Source organism: Qipengyuania atrilutea (genome assembly GCF_013370205.1).
Lineage (GTDB): Bacteria > Pseudomonadota > Alphaproteobacteria > Sphingomonadales > Sphingomonadaceae > Actirhodobacter > Actirhodobacter atriluteus.
In genome coordinates, this window is record NZ_JABWGV010000001.1 from 414,203 (window position 1) to 430,237 (window position 16,035).

The 16,035-nt window shown below is 63.9% G+C and carries 12 protein-coding genes; 10 read left to right on the forward strand and 2 right to left on the reverse strand.

The window, feature by feature from the left end; genetic code table 11:
- Positions 1 to 13: 13 nt before the first annotated feature.
- The gene (locus tag HUV48_RS02065) at positions 14 to 490 is read right to left on the reverse strand and encodes a copper chaperone PCu(A)C (RefSeq protein WP_176266100.1); all 477 of its coding nucleotides are present in this window, start codon (positions 488 to 490) and stop codon (positions 14 to 16) included.
- 170 nt (positions 491 to 660) lie between these two features.
- On the opposite strand from HUV48_RS02065, the gene dnaK reads away from it, so the two are divergent.
- Positions 661 to 2,610 carry a molecular chaperone DnaK gene (gene dnaK / locus HUV48_RS02070; protein ID WP_176266101.1) on the forward strand — a complete coding sequence of 650 codons (1,950 nt, stop codon included), beginning with the start codon at positions 661 to 663 and terminating at the stop codon, positions 2,608 to 2,610.
- Positions 2,611 to 2,689: 79 nt separating this feature from the next.
- Entirely contained in the window at positions 2,690 to 3,811 is a 1,122-nt protein-coding gene (gene dnaJ / locus HUV48_RS02075) for a molecular chaperone DnaJ (protein ID WP_176266102.1), read from the forward strand.
- An 11-nt stretch (positions 3,812 to 3,822) separates the two neighbouring features.
- On the opposite strand, the gene HUV48_RS02080 is transcribed toward dnaJ, so the two are convergent.
- Positions 3,823 to 6,147, reverse strand: coding sequence for a patatin-like protein (locus HUV48_RS02080; RefSeq protein WP_176266103.1), 2,325 nt, complete (start codon positions 6,145 to 6,147; stop codon positions 3,823 to 3,825).
- A gap of 70 nt (positions 6,148 to 6,217) precedes the next feature.
- Here HUV48_RS02080 and radA point away from each other — a divergent pair, with 70 nt between their 5' ends.
- The 8 genes from radA (at position 6,218) to rnr (ending at position 16,003) form a co-directional block, all read left to right on the forward strand.
- Complete coding sequence (gene radA / locus HUV48_RS02085) at positions 6,218 to 7,585, forward strand: DNA repair protein RadA (protein WP_176266104.1); 1,368 nt, start codon at positions 6,218 to 6,220, stop codon at positions 7,583 to 7,585.
- A gap of 22 nt (positions 7,586 to 7,607) precedes the next feature.
- Entirely contained in the window at positions 7,608 to 8,147 is a 540-nt protein-coding gene (locus HUV48_RS02090; protein WP_176266105.1) for a CvpA family protein, read from the forward strand.
- Positions 8,144 to 8,584 carry an iron-sulfur cluster assembly scaffold protein gene (locus HUV48_RS02095; RefSeq protein ID WP_176266106.1) on the forward strand — a complete coding sequence of 147 codons (441 nt, stop codon included), beginning with the start codon at positions 8,144 to 8,146 and terminating at the stop codon, positions 8,582 to 8,584. Before HUV48_RS02090 ends, HUV48_RS02095 begins: the two co-directional genes overlap by 4 nt.
- A gap of 43 nt (positions 8,585 to 8,627) precedes the next feature.
- Positions 8,628 to 10,268 carry an MFS transporter gene (locus HUV48_RS02100; RefSeq protein ID WP_176266107.1) on the forward strand — a complete coding sequence of 547 codons (1,641 nt, stop codon included), beginning with the start codon at positions 8,628 to 8,630 and terminating at the stop codon, positions 10,266 to 10,268.
- The gene (locus tag HUV48_RS02105; RefSeq protein ID WP_176266108.1) at positions 10,265 to 11,308 is read left to right on the forward strand and encodes an alanine racemase; all 1,044 of its coding nucleotides are present in this window, start codon (positions 10,265 to 10,267) and stop codon (positions 11,306 to 11,308) included. The genes HUV48_RS02100 and HUV48_RS02105 overlap by 4 nt, the downstream gene beginning before the upstream one ends.
- Before the next feature lie 86 nt (positions 11,309 to 11,394).
- Positions 11,395 to 11,970 (forward strand): polyhydroxyalkanoate synthesis repressor PhaR, encoded by a 576-nt coding sequence (gene phaR / locus HUV48_RS02110; RefSeq protein ID WP_176266109.1) that lies wholly within the window; start codon positions 11,395 to 11,397, stop codon positions 11,968 to 11,970.
- A gap of 98 nt (positions 11,971 to 12,068) precedes the next feature.
- The gene (gene proS / locus HUV48_RS02115; RefSeq protein ID WP_176266110.1) at positions 12,069 to 13,613 is read left to right on the forward strand and encodes a proline--tRNA ligase; all 1,545 of its coding nucleotides are present in this window, start codon (positions 12,069 to 12,071) and stop codon (positions 13,611 to 13,613) included.
- A gap of 47 nt (positions 13,614 to 13,660) precedes the next feature.
- On the forward strand, positions 13,661 to 16,003 hold the full coding sequence (gene rnr, locus HUV48_RS02120; protein ID WP_176266111.1) for a ribonuclease R: 2,343 nt from the start codon (positions 13,661 to 13,663) through the stop codon (positions 16,001 to 16,003).
- Positions 16,004 to 16,035: the final 32 nt, after the last annotated feature.

Sequence of the window (16,035 nt, forward strand, 5' to 3'; positions counted from 1 at the left end):
ATACTGGTGTGTGTTACCGGTCTTCCCCGGCAGCCTGGATCTGTGCGGGGAAGGAGAACTTGTCGCCCCCCAGAACGGTAATCGTGACCTCGGTGGTTCCGCCTGCCTGCAGTTCCGGCGAGAGGTTAAAAGCCATGACATGGCGCGCGCCGGGCTCGAAGTTGACCGTTTCGCCCGGCGTCATGTTCATTGGAGCGGATTCGCCCATGACCATTTCGCCGTCCCATTCGGAGAATTCGTGGACTTCCGCACGCTCCGCACCTTCGACGTCGGCGCGGCGGATCGTGTAGTTCTTCTCCCCGCCGAGCGTCAGATCGAAGTAGACTGCCGCGGGATTGCCTTCCACCGCGGGCAGGACGAGCCGGGCATTGTCGACCGTGAAGGCGAGCGCCTGTTCCTCGGCCGGCGCTTCGGCGGCGTTGTCGCCGCAGGCGGACAGGCCCGCAGCGGCAATGGCGATGGATGCGGCGATGGCGAATGTGCGTGTCATGTCTTCGTTGTAACCCCTCTGATAACTGCGCCGCTGTGTAGGCTTTCGCGTCCCTTGTGCCAAGCCAAAGCGCACCTATATGCCGCTCATGATCGAGCCGCCGATCGGTTCCGCCGGTTACGGGGAACCTCCTGTGCGGCGTCTAACAATTGAAGAAGAATGGGGAAATAATGGCGAAAGTTATCGGTATCGACCTCGGCACCACCAACAGCTGCGTTGCCGTGATGGACGGGGGCAAGCCCAAGGTCGTTGAGAATTCCGAAGGCGCGCGCACGACGCCTTCCATCGTTGCCTTTACCAAGGACAACGAACGTCTGATCGGACAGCCGGCCAAGCGCCAGGCGGTCACCAATCCTGACAACACGCTCTTCGCGATCAAGCGCCTGATCGGCCGGCGGTTCGACGATCCGCTGACCAAGAAGGACATGGAACTCGTCCCGTACGACATCGTGAAGGGCAAGAACGGCGATGCGTGGGTCGAAGCAGGGGGCGAGGAGTATTCGCCCAGCCAGGTTTCCGCCTTCATTCTACAGAAGATGAAGGAAACCGCCGAAAGCTACCTCGGCGAAACCGTTACGCAGGCGGTCATTACCGTTCCGGCATATTTCAACGACGCACAGCGTCAGGCGACCAAGGACGCGGGTCAGATTGCCGGTCTCGAAGTCCTGCGCATCATCAACGAACCGACTGCCGCCGCGCTCGCATACGGGCTCGACAAGCAGGACGGCAAGACCATCGCGGTCTATGACCTTGGCGGCGGTACGTTCGACATCTCGATCCTTGAAATCGGCGACGGCGTGTTCGAAGTGAAATCGACCAACGGCGACACCTTCCTCGGCGGCGAGGATTTCGACAGCGCGATCGTCGAATATCTTGCCGACCAGTTCAAGAAGAAGGAAAACATGGACCTGCGCAGCGACAAGCTCGCGCTGCAGCGTCTCAAGGAAGCGGCCGAAAAGGCGAAGATCGAACTCTCGAGCGCGCAGACGACCGAGGTCAACTTGCCGTTCATCACCGCGCGGATGGAAGGTGGTTCTTCGACCCCGCTCCACCTCGTGGAAACGATCAGCCGCAGCGACCTCGAGAAGATGGTCGGCGACCTTATCAAGCGGACGCTCGAGCCGTGCAAGAAGGCCATGGCCGATGCCGGTGTCAGCAAGAACGAGATCGACGAAGTCATTCTCGTCGGCGGCATGACCCGCATGCCCAAGGTGCGCGAAACGGTCGAGGAATTCTTCGGATCGAAGCCGCACACCGGCGTGAACCCCGATGAAGTCGTCGCAATGGGTGCGGCCATTCAGGCAGGCGTTCTGCAGGGCGACGTCAAGGACGTCTTGCTGCTCGACGTGACGCCGCTGTCGCTGGGTATCGAAACCCTCGGCGGGGTCTTCACCCGCATGATCGACCGCAACACGACGATCCCGAGCAAGAAGACACAGACCTACTCGACTGCTGAAGACAACCAGGGCGCGGTCACCATCCGTGTGTTCCAGGGCGAGCGCGAAATGGCGGCGGACAACAAGCTGCTTGGTCAGTTCGACCTTGTCGGAATCCCGCCCGCGCCGCGCGGCGTTCCGCAGATCGAAGTCACGTTCGACATCGATGCGAACGGCATCGTGAACGTGTCCGCCAAGGACAAGGGCACGGGCAAGGAACAGCAGATTCGCATCCAGGCCTCGGGCGGTCTCTCGGAATCCGACATCGAACAGATGGTTCAGGATGCCGAGAAGTTCGCCGAAGAGGACAAGAAGCGGCGCGAGGGCGCGGAAGCGCGCAACCAGGCGGAAAGCCTCGTTCACGCGACCGAGAAGCAGCTCGAAGAGCATGGCGACAAGATCGACGCCTCTCTCAAGTCCGACGTCGAAGCCAAGATCGCGGAACTCAAGACCGCGCTCGAAGGCGACGATAACGATGCGATCAATGCCAAGGCGAAGGAACTGACCGACGTCGCCATGAAGATGGGGCAGCAGATCTACGAACAGCAACAGGCCGAAGGTGCTACCGAAGCGCCGACCGACGGTGCTGCGGCAGGGAGCGAAGGCGGCGCGGAAGAAGACGTGGTCGATGCCGAGTTCTCCGAAGTCGGCGACGACGACACGAACGCGGAAAACAAGGGCTAACCAGTCCGCATGACAGAACCGGCCGCCATCGGTGCCGTGAGGTGCATCGGTGGCGGTTCGGCTTGCGACGGGAAAGACCATGCCAGCAACTGAAACCGACTTCTACGAACTCCTCGGCGTCTCTCGCGATGCCGACGGAGCGACGATCAAGTCCGCCTACCGTAAGCTCGCGATGAAGTATCATCCGGACCGCAATCCGGGCGATGCCGACAGCGAAGCGCGCTTCAAGGCGGTCGGACAGGCTTACGAATGCCTGAAAGACCCGCAGAAGCGCGCAGCCTACGACCGCTTCGGCCATGCCGCGTTCCAGCAGGGAATGTCCGGCGGTGGCGGACGGGGCCAGCAGGACTTCGGCGATATCGGCGATATTTTCGAGACGATTTTCGGCAGCGCCTTCGGGGGCGGTGCCCGCCAGCAGGCCCGCCGCGGTGCAGACCTGCGCTACGATATGGAAATCGGTCTCGAAGATGCCTTTCACGGTAAGTCCACTGAGATCGAGATCGAGGTTTCCCGAAACTGCGATACCTGCGCCGGCACAGGTGCGACCCCCGGCACAGGCGTCAGGACCTGTAACCTGTGTCAGGGGCACGGTAAGGTGCGTGCGAAGCAGGGCTTCTTCGTCGTCGAACGGCCGTGTCCCAATTGCCACGGCCGAGGCGAAGTCATCGAAAGCCCGTGCCGCGACTGCCGCGGCGAGGGACGGATCGACGTTCCTCAGTCACTGGCCGTCGAAATCCCCCCCGGCGTCGATACGGGAACGCGTATTCGCCTGTCGGGCAAGGGCGAGGCAGGGCCGCGCGGCGCGCCCGCCGGCGATCTCTACATCTTCGTCCATATCCGCCCGCACGACGTGTTCCAGCGCGAGGGCACAACTTTGGCGACGCGCGTACCGGTCAGCTTCACTACTGCAGCGCTGGGCGGTTCGATCGATATTCCCGATCTCGACGGAAGCACGAATACGATCGACATCCCCTCGGGCATTCAGTCGGGCAAGCAACTGCGCAAGCGGGGTGCCGGTATGCCGGTCCTGCAAGGACGCGGGCGCGGCGATCTGGTCGTTGAAATTCAGGTCGAGACGCCGACCAAACTCAGCAAGCGACAACGCGAAATCCTGTCAGAATTCCGCGAAACGGAAACCGGCGACGAATGTCCGCAGACGCAGGGCTTCATGGGCAAGATCAAGAGCGCTTTCGGAGGCTAACGACCCGGTCTTCACTCCACAGGAAGGCGCTCATCGACTTCCTGTCGCAGCCGGTCGATCAGGCCACGGTTCGCCTTCAGCCGCGCTTCTTCCTCGTCGAGAATGGCGAGGAAGGCAGCGCGCTTGAACGGGTGCATCGTTTGCTCGTCCATTCCGCCTTCGACGGTAGAGCAGACGAGATCGATCATCCGCTCCGCACCGTGAAGGCGGCCCCAAAGGTAATCGTTTTCGCGGTAGGCCCGGCTGAAGAACGCACCGAAATTGTAGAACTCTATCCCGCGCAGCGTCGCGCGCGTGCCGCCTTCGCGTATGGAGCGCGCGTCGTCGGGCGAAATCCGGTCCACCTTCACCGGGTCGAACTCCGTGTAGCCTTCGCTTCTGAGAAGGGGCAGAGTGGCGACATCGTAATAGGGGAAGCCGAGATAGGCGAGCAGCATCCGCCGCTTCAGGTTCTTCGGCATCGCTTCGAACGCCTTGGCCAGCATTTCCTCGGCCTGATCGTCGACTTCGGGAAGCAGGCGCCGCTCGGAAATCATGTCGAGCACGCGTCCCGGATCGCCGAACACGTTAGCCGCAGCGCCGGGGAAGTCTTCACCCAGAGGGTCGACTCCTTCGCGGTCGAAATAGAGTGCAAGTATCTCGTAAATAGCTTTGCGCGCCGCCTCCAGCGCGCTGTCGGGTATGTCGGGGTCCGCTTCCCAGTCGCGCGCGAGACGCCGGGCAAGGAGCCGCAACCGCCGGATGCGAAACCCGATATCGTGCGCGCGAAAGAACGTAACCGCCGCTTCGTTAGCGCCGCCGCCGGGGGCGGACAGTTCCTCCACGCCGCGCGCATTCAGTTCTTCCCGCAACGCCCGCTCGATGGACGACGTATCGGGCAGGCCAAGCTCCGGGGCGGCAGCCAAAACCAGGCGCGACAGCCGCTCGACGATGCCAGTGAACTTCGCAAGCGCGTAGGAATGATAGGCATATCCCGCCTGCTCTGCAGCGGACTGCTGCGCGCGGTTGCGCCACGAACGCAGGCGCTTCGGATTGGGCTGGTTGAGGAACAGGGTCCTGCCGAACAGGCGGTCGACCGCCTTTTCCACCTCGGGGCGCAGCGATTTGACGATTCGCTGGAGGCGCGCCGCTTCTCGCGATTGCTCGTCCAGCAATTCGAGGTTGTCGCGAATGGGTTGCTCGCGGGGAATGGTGGACAGCGAGCCGAAGATCGCGGCGAAAAAGCCGATCGGCTCCTCCCGTTCTTCGTCGGTCAGGGATCCCGAGCGGTCGGGGCGCGGATCGATATAGACGAAGCGGCGGTCGACTTCGCGTTGCACGGGCCGGCTCGGCAAGGCGGCCATGGCGGCGGCAAACGGAGCGTTCACGAGCACCGAGCCGTCTATCAACGATACCGAGCCGGTCTGTTCGCGCCGATAATGCGCAGGCATGATGCGCTGAAGAAAACGGTCCCGGTCACGCCATTCGAGGCTTTCGCGCTCTGCCAGATCGTCGATTTCGCCGATGCGCAGGGCCGGGAAAGCTCCGGGGAAGCTCGCCGTCGCCCGGGCGGCCAGCGTCAGCTCCAAAACATCGGCAAGACGCTGTCCGCCGTTCGCGGGCGTACGCGCGGTAAAGCCGATCGGCAGGCGGTGCTCGGTTTCCTCCACTACCTCGGGACTGTTGAGCCGGAGCAGTTCGAGGTGTCCGCGGAAATCGGTCGCCGTGACCATCAAGTCGATCGGATGGCGGGGCGGCAACAGGGGCGCGTCCGCCGGCGTCTGGTGCATCGCCTGCAGCGCCTCGAACAGCAGGCTCGAGAAACCCGGCCCGGAGAACGGCGGCTTGAACCAGCGGCCCCGCACCAGATTCGATACTTTTCGCGCCACTTCCTGCCGCGTTTCCGGCGCGACGCTTTCACTGACGACGCTGCCCGGCCGGCGCATGAGCCACCAAGCGAGCGGCTGTGCCCAGAACTTAGCGAAGCGCCAGACGGGCCGCGCATCGGGGTCCACCAGCCGGTCGATGTCGGCGAGCTTGAGCCACAGCTCGGTCAGCGGTTCGAGCGATCGTCCCGAATGGATCGCTTCGGCGAGAAACACCGCATTGATCCCGCCCGCACTCGCGCCGGTCAGGATGTCGGGCAGAACCCGCAGGCGCAGTTCGTGACGGGTCTTGAGATGAGCGAGCAGTTCGCTGTACACCCGCTCGATCCCGGCCGGCGCGCCATCGGACCCGTGAAAATCGCGGCTCGCGCGGGCGAGATGCCACACTTCCTTGGTGACGCCGTGCATGTAGACCGCCAGGCTGACCCCGCCGTAGCAGATCAGCGCAAGCCTGAGTTCCTTCTGCCGCATCGCGCCTACATGACGGGGCGGCAACGGAAAGGCAATTGCGTTCCCATATTGTTCTCTTTACGGGACGCAAATGGCAAAACCGAAACGTCGATATGTCTGTCAGGCCTGCGGCGGTGTATCGCACCGCTGGCAAGGGCAATGCCCCGACTGCGCGGAGTGGAACACGCTGTCGGAAGAGGCTCCGGCGACGATCTTCTCGCAGAAGCACGACCTGTCGAGCGGGGGCAGGGGGATCGAGTTCGTCTCGCTCGACAAGCCGGGCGAACTTCCCGTGCGCTCGTCGACCGGGCTTGCCGAATTCGACCGCGCGCTGGGGGGTGGGCTCGTTCCGAGTTCAGCGATTCTGATGGGCGGCGATCCGGGCATCGGGAAATCGACGCTATTGCTTCAGGCGGCGGCGAGGCTGGCGCGCGGCGGGACGCGGACCGTGTACATCAGCGGCGAGGAAGCCTCGGCGCAGGTCCGGTTGCGGGCGGCGCGGCTCGGCCTTGCGGACGCGCCGGTAGAGCTCGCCGCGGCGACCTCGGTGCGCGACATCCTCACCTCGCTCGGTCAGATGGAAGCGCCGGGACTGCTCGTCATCGATTCAATTCAGACGATGTACTCCGACACGATCGAGGGCGCACCGGGCACGGTCAGCCAGGTGCGCGGCTGCGCCTTCGAACTGATCCGTTATGCGAAGGAGAACGGCTCCGCGTTGGTTTTAGTGGGGCACGTCACCAAGGACGGCAACATCGCGGGTCCGCGCGTGCTCGAGCATATGGTCGACGTCGTAATGAGTTTCGAGGGCGAGCGCAGCCACCAGTACCGCATTCTTCGTAGCCTTAAGAACCGCTTCGGACCGGTCGACGAAATCGGGGTCTTCGCAATGGCGGAAGAGGGGCTGGAAGAGGTCGCGAATCCCTCGATGCTGTTCCTGTCCGGACGTGACGAACCCATGGCCGGAAGCGCGGTATTTCCGGCGATGGAAGGCACGCGGCCGGTCCTTGTCGAAATTCAGGCGTTGATCGTGCGGCTGAAGTCGGGCGCTACCCCGCGCCGGTCGGTGGTGGGCTGGGATAGCGGGCGGCTCGCCATGCTGCTCGCGGTGCTGGAATCGCGCTGCGGCCTCAATTTCTCTTCCGCCGAGGTTTATCTGAACGTGGCCGGCGGATACCGCCTGGCCGATCCGGCGGCGGATGTCGCGGTAGCGGCGGCGCTGATTTCGGCGCTGGCCGATACGCCGCTTCCGCCCAAAAGCGTATGGGTCGGCGAGGTTTCGCTGGCCGGAGAAATCCGTCCGGTAGCGCATGGCGGGCTTCGTCTGCGCGAAGCGGCGAAGCTCGGTTTCAAGCGCAGCTACGGCCCCGCGGTGACCGGCGATGCTTCATCGAAAATCAACCACACCGCGCTAGACCGCCTGTTCAATCTCGTTGACCGGGTCATGCCGAAGAATTAGGCCCGCATCCGCCAGAGGGGTTATGACGGGTTTAGATTATCTTATTCTGTTGATTGTCGCTGTCGCTGCGATCGGCGGCTTCTCGCGCGGGATCGTGCAGGAAGTCCTTTCGCTGCTGGCGTGGGGCCTCGCCATCGCGGCAATCCGCTTCATGCACAAGCCGCTGACCCAGCAGCTAAGCGCGTATATCGGCGACGATATCACGACTTCGATCCTAGCCTTTGCTCTGCTGCTACTGATCCCCTACGCCGCGATGAAAGTGATTGCCGGTAGTGCGGGCAAAGCCGCGCGCAGTTCGAAGCTGGGCGTGATCGACCGCATACTCGGCCTCGCTTTTGGTGCGATCAAGGGCGTCATCATCGCGGTTGTCGGCTTCTCGCTGCTGGTGCTCGGTTACGATACGGTCTGGGGCTTTCAGGGCCGGCCGACGTGGATTTCGGGCGCCCGCAGCTACGAGTTTATGGACGCGAGCAGCCGCGACATGGTCGAACTGATTGCAGAGCGCCGCGCACGGCTGCGCCGGCAGCAGGAGCGCGAGGAAGCGGCTGCTGACGCGTCATGACCGCAGCGCGCGGCGGCGCTTTATATACGCCGGAAATGCTCGGACTGGCGGTTTCGCTGGCCGATTACCCGATCTCCGAAACCGCGAACGCCGTGGCCGAGGCGCGGTCGCAGACCTGCGGCAGTGTACTCGCAGTCTCGCTTGCTTTGAAAGACGATGGCAGTGTCGGCGAAGTTGGTTTGCGCGTATCAGCCTGCGCAGTCGGCCAGGCGGCTGCAGCTATCTTTGCGCAGGACGTGATCGGGCGCACCGAGGCCGATATCAAGCGGGCGCGCGATGCAATTGCAGAGTGGCTCGGCGGCGACCGCAGTGCTCCCGACTGGGCGGGGTTGCAGACGATTGCGGCGGCGCGCGCGCATCCGGGACGCCACGAAGCCATTCTTCTGCCGTGGAAGGCCGCGCTCTTGGCGCTTTCAAACGCGCAAGACGCGCGGTAGGCAGCGCCTGATAACAGGTAAGCAGCCTGCCGGGAGGGGAAGCATGTCCGATAGTGCAATCGCCGAGCGCCAGCCGAGCGACAAGGAAATCAGGCTGGTCATCGCCGCATCGTCCGCCGGCACGATCTTCGAATGGTATGATTTCTTCATCTACGGCACGCTCGCCGGATTGATCGGCGCGGCGTTCTTCCCGAGCGGAAACGAAACGCTGCAACTGCTGCTGGTATGGGCGGGTTTTGCCATCGGCTTCGGTTTCCGCCCGCTCGGCGCGATACTGTTCGGCTTTCTGGGCGACAGGCTCGGGCGTAAGTACACCTTCCTGGTCACCGTGACGCTGATGGGTGTCGCCACTGCGGGCGTGGGTATGATCCCTAGCGCGGCGAGCATCGGTATCGCGGCACCGATCATCGTCATCGGGTTCCGCATCCTGCAAGGCCTCGCGCTCGGCGGCGAATACGGCGGCGCGGCGATCTACGTCGCCGAACACGCGCCGCCGGAAAAGCGCGGGTTCTACACGAGCTTCATCCAAGCCAGCGTCGTCGGCGGCTTCGTGCTCTCCATTGCCGTGGTGTTGGCCTGCCGCGCTGTCATTCCGCCGGACGACTTTGCCGCATGGGGTTGGCGCGTGCCGTTCCTGCTGTCGATCGTGCTGCTCGGCATATCGCTGTGGATGCGGCTCAAACTGTCGGAAAGCCCGGTGTTCCAGGCGATGAAGGAAGCGGGCGAAACTGCAGGGAATCCGTTCGTTGAAAGCTTCACCTATCCCGGCAACAAGAAGCGGATCTTTGTGGCGCTTTTCGGCGTAACGGGCGTGCTGACCACAATCTGGTACACGGCGTTCTTCTCCGGCCTATCGTTCCTGCGCGGCCCGATGCGTGTGGACGAAGAGCTGGTCGAGTACATCCTGTTCTTCGCCGGGCTGATCGCGATGTCGTTCTATCTCGTGGTCGGCAAATGGTCGGACCGGATCGGGCGCAAGAAACCCATCATCGTCGGCGCGGCGCTGACGCTGGTCTTTCTGTTCCCGATCTTCTGGGGGATGGGCGCGCTTGCCAATCCGGGCCTGAGCGCTGCGGCTGAGCGCGCGCAGGTGGTGGTATCGGGCTCGCAGTGCTCGACCGATCCCTTCGCCGAACTGTTCGACCGCGAGCAGAGCGACTGTGGCAAACTGCTCGAGACGTTGACTGCGAGCGGAGTGCGCTACGATGTCGAAGAGGCCGAGGTGCTGTCGCTGCGGGCGGGAGAAACGCCAATCGCGATCCAGCCTGAATGGATGGACGACGGGATCGCGCGCCGCGACGGCATTCAGGCGGCGCTGACCGGGGCGGGCTTCGACTTCACGCCCAGCCGCCCCGGACCGGCGCGGATTGCCGGCATCCTCGCGCTGCTTCTGTGCCTTGGTGCGCTCTCGGCGCTGACCTACGGCTCGGTCGCGGCACTGCTTTCGGAGATGTTCCCGCCGCGCATCCGCTATAGTTCGATGTCGATCCCCTACCATATCGGGGCCGGCTATCTCGGTGGGTTCCTGCCGCTGATCGCCGGAATCATCGTCGCGCGCACGGGCGACGTCTATGCCGGCCTGTGGTACACCTGGGTGGTCGTTGCGTTCGGCCTGGTAGTCGCATGGTGGGGCCTGCCTGACGGACCGCCGCGCGACTTCGGCGAAGACACGGCCGCGGTATGATCGAAACCCCGCCAGCAACGCTGCGCCTGCGGGTCGATACCGGGGCGCTCGGCCATAACTGGCGTGCGCTCGACCGGCTTTCCGGCAGCGCGAGCGCCGGGGCTGCGATCAAGTCCAACTGCTACGGCCTCGGCATCGAGAAATGCCTGCCGGTTCTGCGCGATGCGGGGTGCAAGGCGTTCTACGTCGCGCATTGGAGCGAAGTCGCAGGCGCCGCGAACCATGTTCCGGCAGAACAGATCGCCGTTTTGCACGGTCCGATTACGGACACCGAAGCGCGCTACGCGCTGGAGACCGGTGCAGTTCCGGTGATCAATACGCTCGAACAGGCGCGGCGCTGGAACGAGGCGGGCGGCGGCAGATGTCACCTGATGATCGACAGCGGCATCAACCGGCTCGGCATTTCCCTGCACGAGGTTGGCGACCCGGCGATCGCAGCTCTCGAAGTCGATGTTATCATGTCGCATCTCGCCTGCGCGGACGAGGACAGCGCGATGAATGCGCGCCAGCTTGCTCGTTTCCGCAAAGTTTTGCCCCTCATAACGCACCGCGCCGAGAGCCTTGCCAACAGCGCCGGGATCGCACTCGGCAGCGACTACCATTTCGACCTTACCCGGCCCGGACTCGCGCTTTACGGCGGCGTGCCGCGCAGCGAACTTGCTGGCACGATCCGGCAGGTTGCCTTCCCCGAAGTCTCGGTCATCCAGCGCCGCTCGATCGAGGCCGGCGAGACGGTGGGCTACAGCGCAACCTGGACAGCGAAGCAACGGACCGAAATCGCGGTCGCCTCGCTCGGTTATGCGGACGGGTTCCTGCGCGCATGGCATGACGGAGAGCCGCATCTGCTGCGCGGTGAAACGCGCCTGCCGATCATCGGGAAGATCTCGATGGATATGATCGTGCTCGATTGCAGCGCGATGCCGGATTTACGCGAAGGCGACTGGCTCTCGGTTCCCTATTGGCTGCCCAATGCTGCGCAGCGAAGCGGTCTCTCACAATACGAACTCCTGACCATTCTGGGACGCCGGTTCGACGGCTAGGTGCCTCCATGTTGCGGCAGCGATTGTGCACGTGCTAAATCCGCGGTAACAAGTCTCAACTAGAAACTTACCGAACGGGGATGCGCATGGCCAAGAAACCGCAGGATGGCGAACCCATCATCATCAAGAAATACGCCAACCGCCGCCTCTACAACACGGGGACGTCGAGCTACATTACGCTCGACGATCTCTCGGCCATGGTGCGCGACAATGTCGAGTTTCAGGTGCTCGACGCGCGGACCGGAACCGACATCACCCATTCGATCCTGACGCAGATCATCATGGACGAGGAAGCGAGCGGCGAGCAGATGCTGCCGGTCAGCTTCTTGCGCCAGCTCATCGGCATGTACGGCAATTCGATGCAGTCGATGATGCCGCATTACCTCGAAGCCTCGATGGAGCATTTCCGCGCCAACCAGACGAAAATGCGCGAAGCTTTCGAACAGGGGTTGAGCGGTAATCCCTTCGCCAAGATCGCGGAAACGAACATGGCGATGGTGCGCGCGGCGACCGCTGCATTCATGCCGCAAACCGGCGAGAAACCGAAGGAAGGCGCGCAGCAATCCGGCGATCCGTCGCCCGCTCCCTCGCAAGACGACATTGCCGCGCTGCGCGAGCAGATGGCCGTCATGCAGGAACGGCTCGACAAGCTTTCGAACTAGGCAAAGCTTGATCTGCCGGGGGCTGCCGCGATAGCGGCGCATCACCGCATTTTCCGCAGCGCAGGCTATGCGCTGCCACCAGCACAGGACCGCAACCCTTGTTCAAGATCCGACACGCCCTTTCCGTCACTCGCGAGGCCGACTTCGCTGCCTGGTATCAGGCGGTCATCGCTGAGGCCGATCTGGCCGAGGAATCGGGCGTGCGCGGCTGCATGGTCATCAAACCGTGGGGTTACGGCATCTGGGAGCGTATCCAGCGCCTGCTCGACGACCGGATCAAGGCGGCGGGGCACGAGAACTGCTATTTCCCGATCTTCATTCCGCTCGCCAATTTCGAGCGCGAGGCGAGCCACGTCGACGGCTTCGCCAAGGAAATGGCGGTCGTAACGCACCACCGGCTCATCGCGGGCGAGAACGGCGGGCTGATCCCCGATCCAGAAGCGAAACTGGAAGAACCGCTGATTGTGCGGCCCACTTCGGAAACCATCTTCGGTGATGCGATGGCGCGCTGGATCCAGAGCTGGCGCGATCTGCCGCTGAAGCTCAACCAGTGGGCGAACGTGGTGCGCTGGGAAATGCGCACGCGGATGTTCCTGCGCACCAGCGAATTCCTGTGGCAGGAAGGGCATACCGCGCACGCCGACGAGGCCGAGGCGAAAGAGCACACGCTCCGTATGCTCGAAGTGTACCGGGCCTGCGCCGAAGAAGATCTCGCGCTGCCGGTGATCGCGGGCGAAAAGCCCGAGCACGAGCGGTTTCCGGGCGCGGTCGAGACCTGGTCGATCGAAGCGATGATGCAGGACGGCAAGGCGCTGCAAGCGGGCACTTCGCATTACCTCGGCACGAATTTCTCCGAAGCGGCGGGCATCCAGTATCAGGACCGCGAGGGTCAGCAGACGTTCTGCCACACGACCAGCTGGGGCGTTTCGACCCGCATGGTCGGCGGCGTCATCATGACGCATGGCGACGACGACGGCCTGCGCGTGCCGCCCGCGATCGCGCCGCATCAGGTGGTGATCCTGCCGATGCTGCGCGACAAGCCGGAAGACGATGCGCTACTCGCTTACTGCGAGGAACTGCGCGCCTCGCTTGCCGGAAAGAGCGTATTGGGCGAGCCGCTGCGCGTGCTGCTCGACAAGCGCCACGGCAAGGCTGCGGCAAAGCGGTGGGACTGGGTGCGCAAGGGCGCGCCGCTAATTATCGAGGTTGGCGGCCGCGATATGGAGAACGGCGTCGTCAGCCTGCTGCGGCGCGACGGATTGTGGGATGCGGAAAGCGGTAAACCTGCCTTCCAGACGCCGTCCAAAGAGAGCGCTGCTGGTGAGATACCGGCGATGCTCGAAGACATGCAGCGCTCGATGCTCGGCGAAGCGCGCGACCGGCGCGAAGCGGCAATCACTCGCGGCGTCACCGAGTTTTCGGAGCTCGAGCGCATCTACGGAGGCGATGCGAAACACCCGGGCTGGACCGAAGTGCAGTGGTCGAAGCCGACCGGCGAGGCGCTCGAGAAGGTGGTCGAACGGCTCAAGGCCTTGAAGCTGACCGCGCGCAATGCGCCGATGGACGCAGAGCCCGCAAACGGCAGTTGCATCTTTACTGGCGAACCGGCGGTGGAGCGCATCCTGATCGCGCGCGCCTATTGACCGGGCGCCGCCAGTAAGGGCGTGACAGCGTACCGGGCGCTCCCCATATGGCGCGCATGGTAAAACAGAACAACACACAAGGCCTGCCCTCGCGCGAGCAGGTGCTCGAACTGATCGAGACGTCCGACAAAGTTATCGGCAAGCGCGAAATTGCGAAGGCGTTCGGCATCAAGGGGCAAGAGAAGATCGCCCTCAAGAAGCTGCTCAAGGACATGGCCGAGGAAGGCCTGATCGACGGCAAGAAGACCGCCTTCACCCGCATGGGCGGCGTGCCGAAAGTAACCGTCCTGTCGGTCGCGGAGATCGAGGACGGCGAGGCCTTCGCGGTCCCGGAAAACTGGGAAGCCGACAGCGGCAAGGCTCCGCCGCGTCTGCTCGTGATTGAGGGCAAGCCGGGCGGCAAGGGGAAGGGAAAGGGCGGCAAGTCGCGCATTCCCGCGCTGAAGGTCGGCGACCGGATCCTCGCGCGTACCGAGGAAACCGGCCGCGGGTGGACCGCGCACCCGATGAAGAAGTTGCCCGCGAAGAACGAGGCGCTGATGGGCGTCGTCGAACTCGACGGCTCGGGCAAGCCTTGGCTCGCGCCGGTCGACAAGAAGGTGCGCAACTCCTCGCCCATTTCCGATCTCGGCAATGCGGAAGAAGGGCAACTCGTCCTTGCGGAGGCTACCGGGCGCTCGCGCAAAACGGGCGTGAAGGTCACAGAGGTGCTCGGCGATCCGCTCGCGCCCAAGAGCTTCAGCCTGATCGCGATCGAGAAGCACGGCATCCCGCACGTCTTTCCGGACGCCGCGATCGAGGAAGCGGAGCGCGCGGCGAAGCTGCCGGTCACGGCCGACAAGCGCGAGGACTTGCGCCACCTGCCGATCGTCGCGATCGATCCGGCGGATGCTCGCGACCACGACGATGCGATCTGGGCGCAGCCCGACGGAGAGGGCGGTTTCGAGGCGCTGGTCGCGATTGCCGACGTGTCCTATTACGCCCGGCCGGGCGGGGCGCTCGACCGCGAAGCGCGCAAGCGCGGCAATTCGGTCTATTTCCCCGACCGCGTGGTCCCCATGCTGCCCGAAGTGCTGAGCGCGGACGTCTGCTCGCTGCGCGAAGGCGAGGACCGGGCGGCGATGGCGTGTCACCTCAAAATTTCCAAGGACGGCGCGATCCGCGACTGGCGCTTTACCCGCGCCATCGTCCGCATCGATCAGGTCATCGCTTACGAAGATGCGCAAGCGAAAGTCGACGACGGCAGCGCGCCGGACAATCTCAAGCACCTGTGGTCGTGCTGGAAGGCTCTGGCAAAGGCGCGGGCGGCACGCGAACCGCTCGATCTCGATCTGCCCGAACGCCGGGTGATGCTGGACGAGGATGGGCGCATCAAGGAAATCGCGGTGCGCGAAAGGCTCGATGCGCACCGAGTGGTCGAGGATTTCATGATCGCCGCCAATGTCGCGGCGGCGAAGGCGCTTGAAGCGAAGAACGCGCCGGTCGTCTACCGCGTGCATGAGACGCCGAGCCGCGAGAAGCTGATCGCGCTACGCGAATATCTCGAAACGCTGGGCCGCAAGCTGGCGCTGGGGCAAGTCATCAAGCCCGAACTGTTCAACCGGATGCTGGCCGGGATAGACGACGAGGCGAACCGCGCGCAGCTTATGGAAGCCGTGCTTCGCACGCAGACGCAGGCCTATTACGGGCCGGGCAATCTGGGCCACTTCGGCCTCGCACTCGGCAGCTATGCGCATTTCACCTCGCCCATCCGGCGCTACGCCGACCTCTTGGTTCACCGCTCATTGGTCGACAGCTACAATCTCGAACAGGCGAAGCCGAAGCAGGACGTGCCGCCTGCAAGCGGACTGTCGGACAAGGACAAGGCGGACCTCGGCAAGATCGCCGACGCCATCAGCAAGACCGAGCGGCGCGCGATGGAGGCGGAGCGCGACACCATCGACCGCTACGTCGCGGCTTGGCTCGCGAGCCGCGTGGGAGAGACGTTCGATACGCGCATCACCGGAGTCCAGTCCTTCGGCTTCTTCGCGACGATCGAAGGGCTGGGCGGCGACGGCCTCGTACCCGTATCGACGCTCGGCAGCGATTACTTCCGGTACGATGAAACCGCGCAGTCGCTCATCGGTGACCGGACGGGTACGAGTTACACTGTCGGTGACCGGCTGAAGCTGAAGCTGGCCGAATCGAACGCCCTGACTGGCGCGCTCAAGTTCGAGGTGCCGGACGAAGGCGGCAGCAAGGTCGAATCGCGCGGGGGCAAGGGCAGTCCGCGGCGCTCTTCGGGCGGCGACAGATCAAGTAACAAACCCGGCCAAAAGCCCAGGCACAAGCAGGGCAAACGCGGGCGTCCGGGCAACATCCGGCACCAGTCGCGCAAGAAGGGTGGCTGATTACCGGAACGTGCGCGGGCATCACCCATTGG

Excerpts from the sequence above, each read along its gene's own strand:
- HUV48_RS02065 (WP_176266100.1), bottom strand. The coding sequence starts at position 490 with ATGACACGCACATTCGCCATCGCCGCATCCATCGCCATTGCCGCTGCG.
- dnaK (WP_176266101.1), top strand. The coding sequence starts at position 661 with ATGGCGAAAGTTATCGGTATCGACCTCGGCACCACCAACAGCTGCGTT.
- dnaJ (WP_176266102.1), top strand. The coding sequence starts at position 2,690 with ATGCCAGCAACTGAAACCGACTTCTACGAACTCCTCGGCGTCTCTCGC.
- HUV48_RS02080 (WP_176266103.1), bottom strand. The coding sequence starts at position 6,147 with ATGCGGCAGAAGGAACTCAGGCTTGCGCTGATCTGCTACGGCGGGGTC.
- radA (WP_176266104.1), top strand. The coding sequence starts at position 6,218 with ATGGCAAAACCGAAACGTCGATATGTCTGTCAGGCCTGCGGCGGTGTA.
- HUV48_RS02090 (WP_176266105.1), top strand. The coding sequence starts at position 7,608 with ATGACGGGTTTAGATTATCTTATTCTGTTGATTGTCGCTGTCGCTGCG.
- HUV48_RS02095 (WP_176266106.1), top strand. The coding sequence starts at position 8,144 with ATGACCGCAGCGCGCGGCGGCGCTTTATATACGCCGGAAATGCTCGGA.
- HUV48_RS02100 (WP_176266107.1), top strand. The coding sequence starts at position 8,628 with ATGTCCGATAGTGCAATCGCCGAGCGCCAGCCGAGCGACAAGGAAATC.
- HUV48_RS02105 (WP_176266108.1), top strand. The coding sequence starts at position 10,265 with ATGATCGAAACCCCGCCAGCAACGCTGCGCCTGCGGGTCGATACCGGG.
- phaR (WP_176266109.1), top strand. The coding sequence starts at position 11,395 with ATGGCCAAGAAACCGCAGGATGGCGAACCCATCATCATCAAGAAATAC.
- rnr (WP_176266111.1), top strand. The coding sequence starts at position 13,661 with ATGGCGCGCATGGTAAAACAGAACAACACACAAGGCCTGCCCTCGCGC.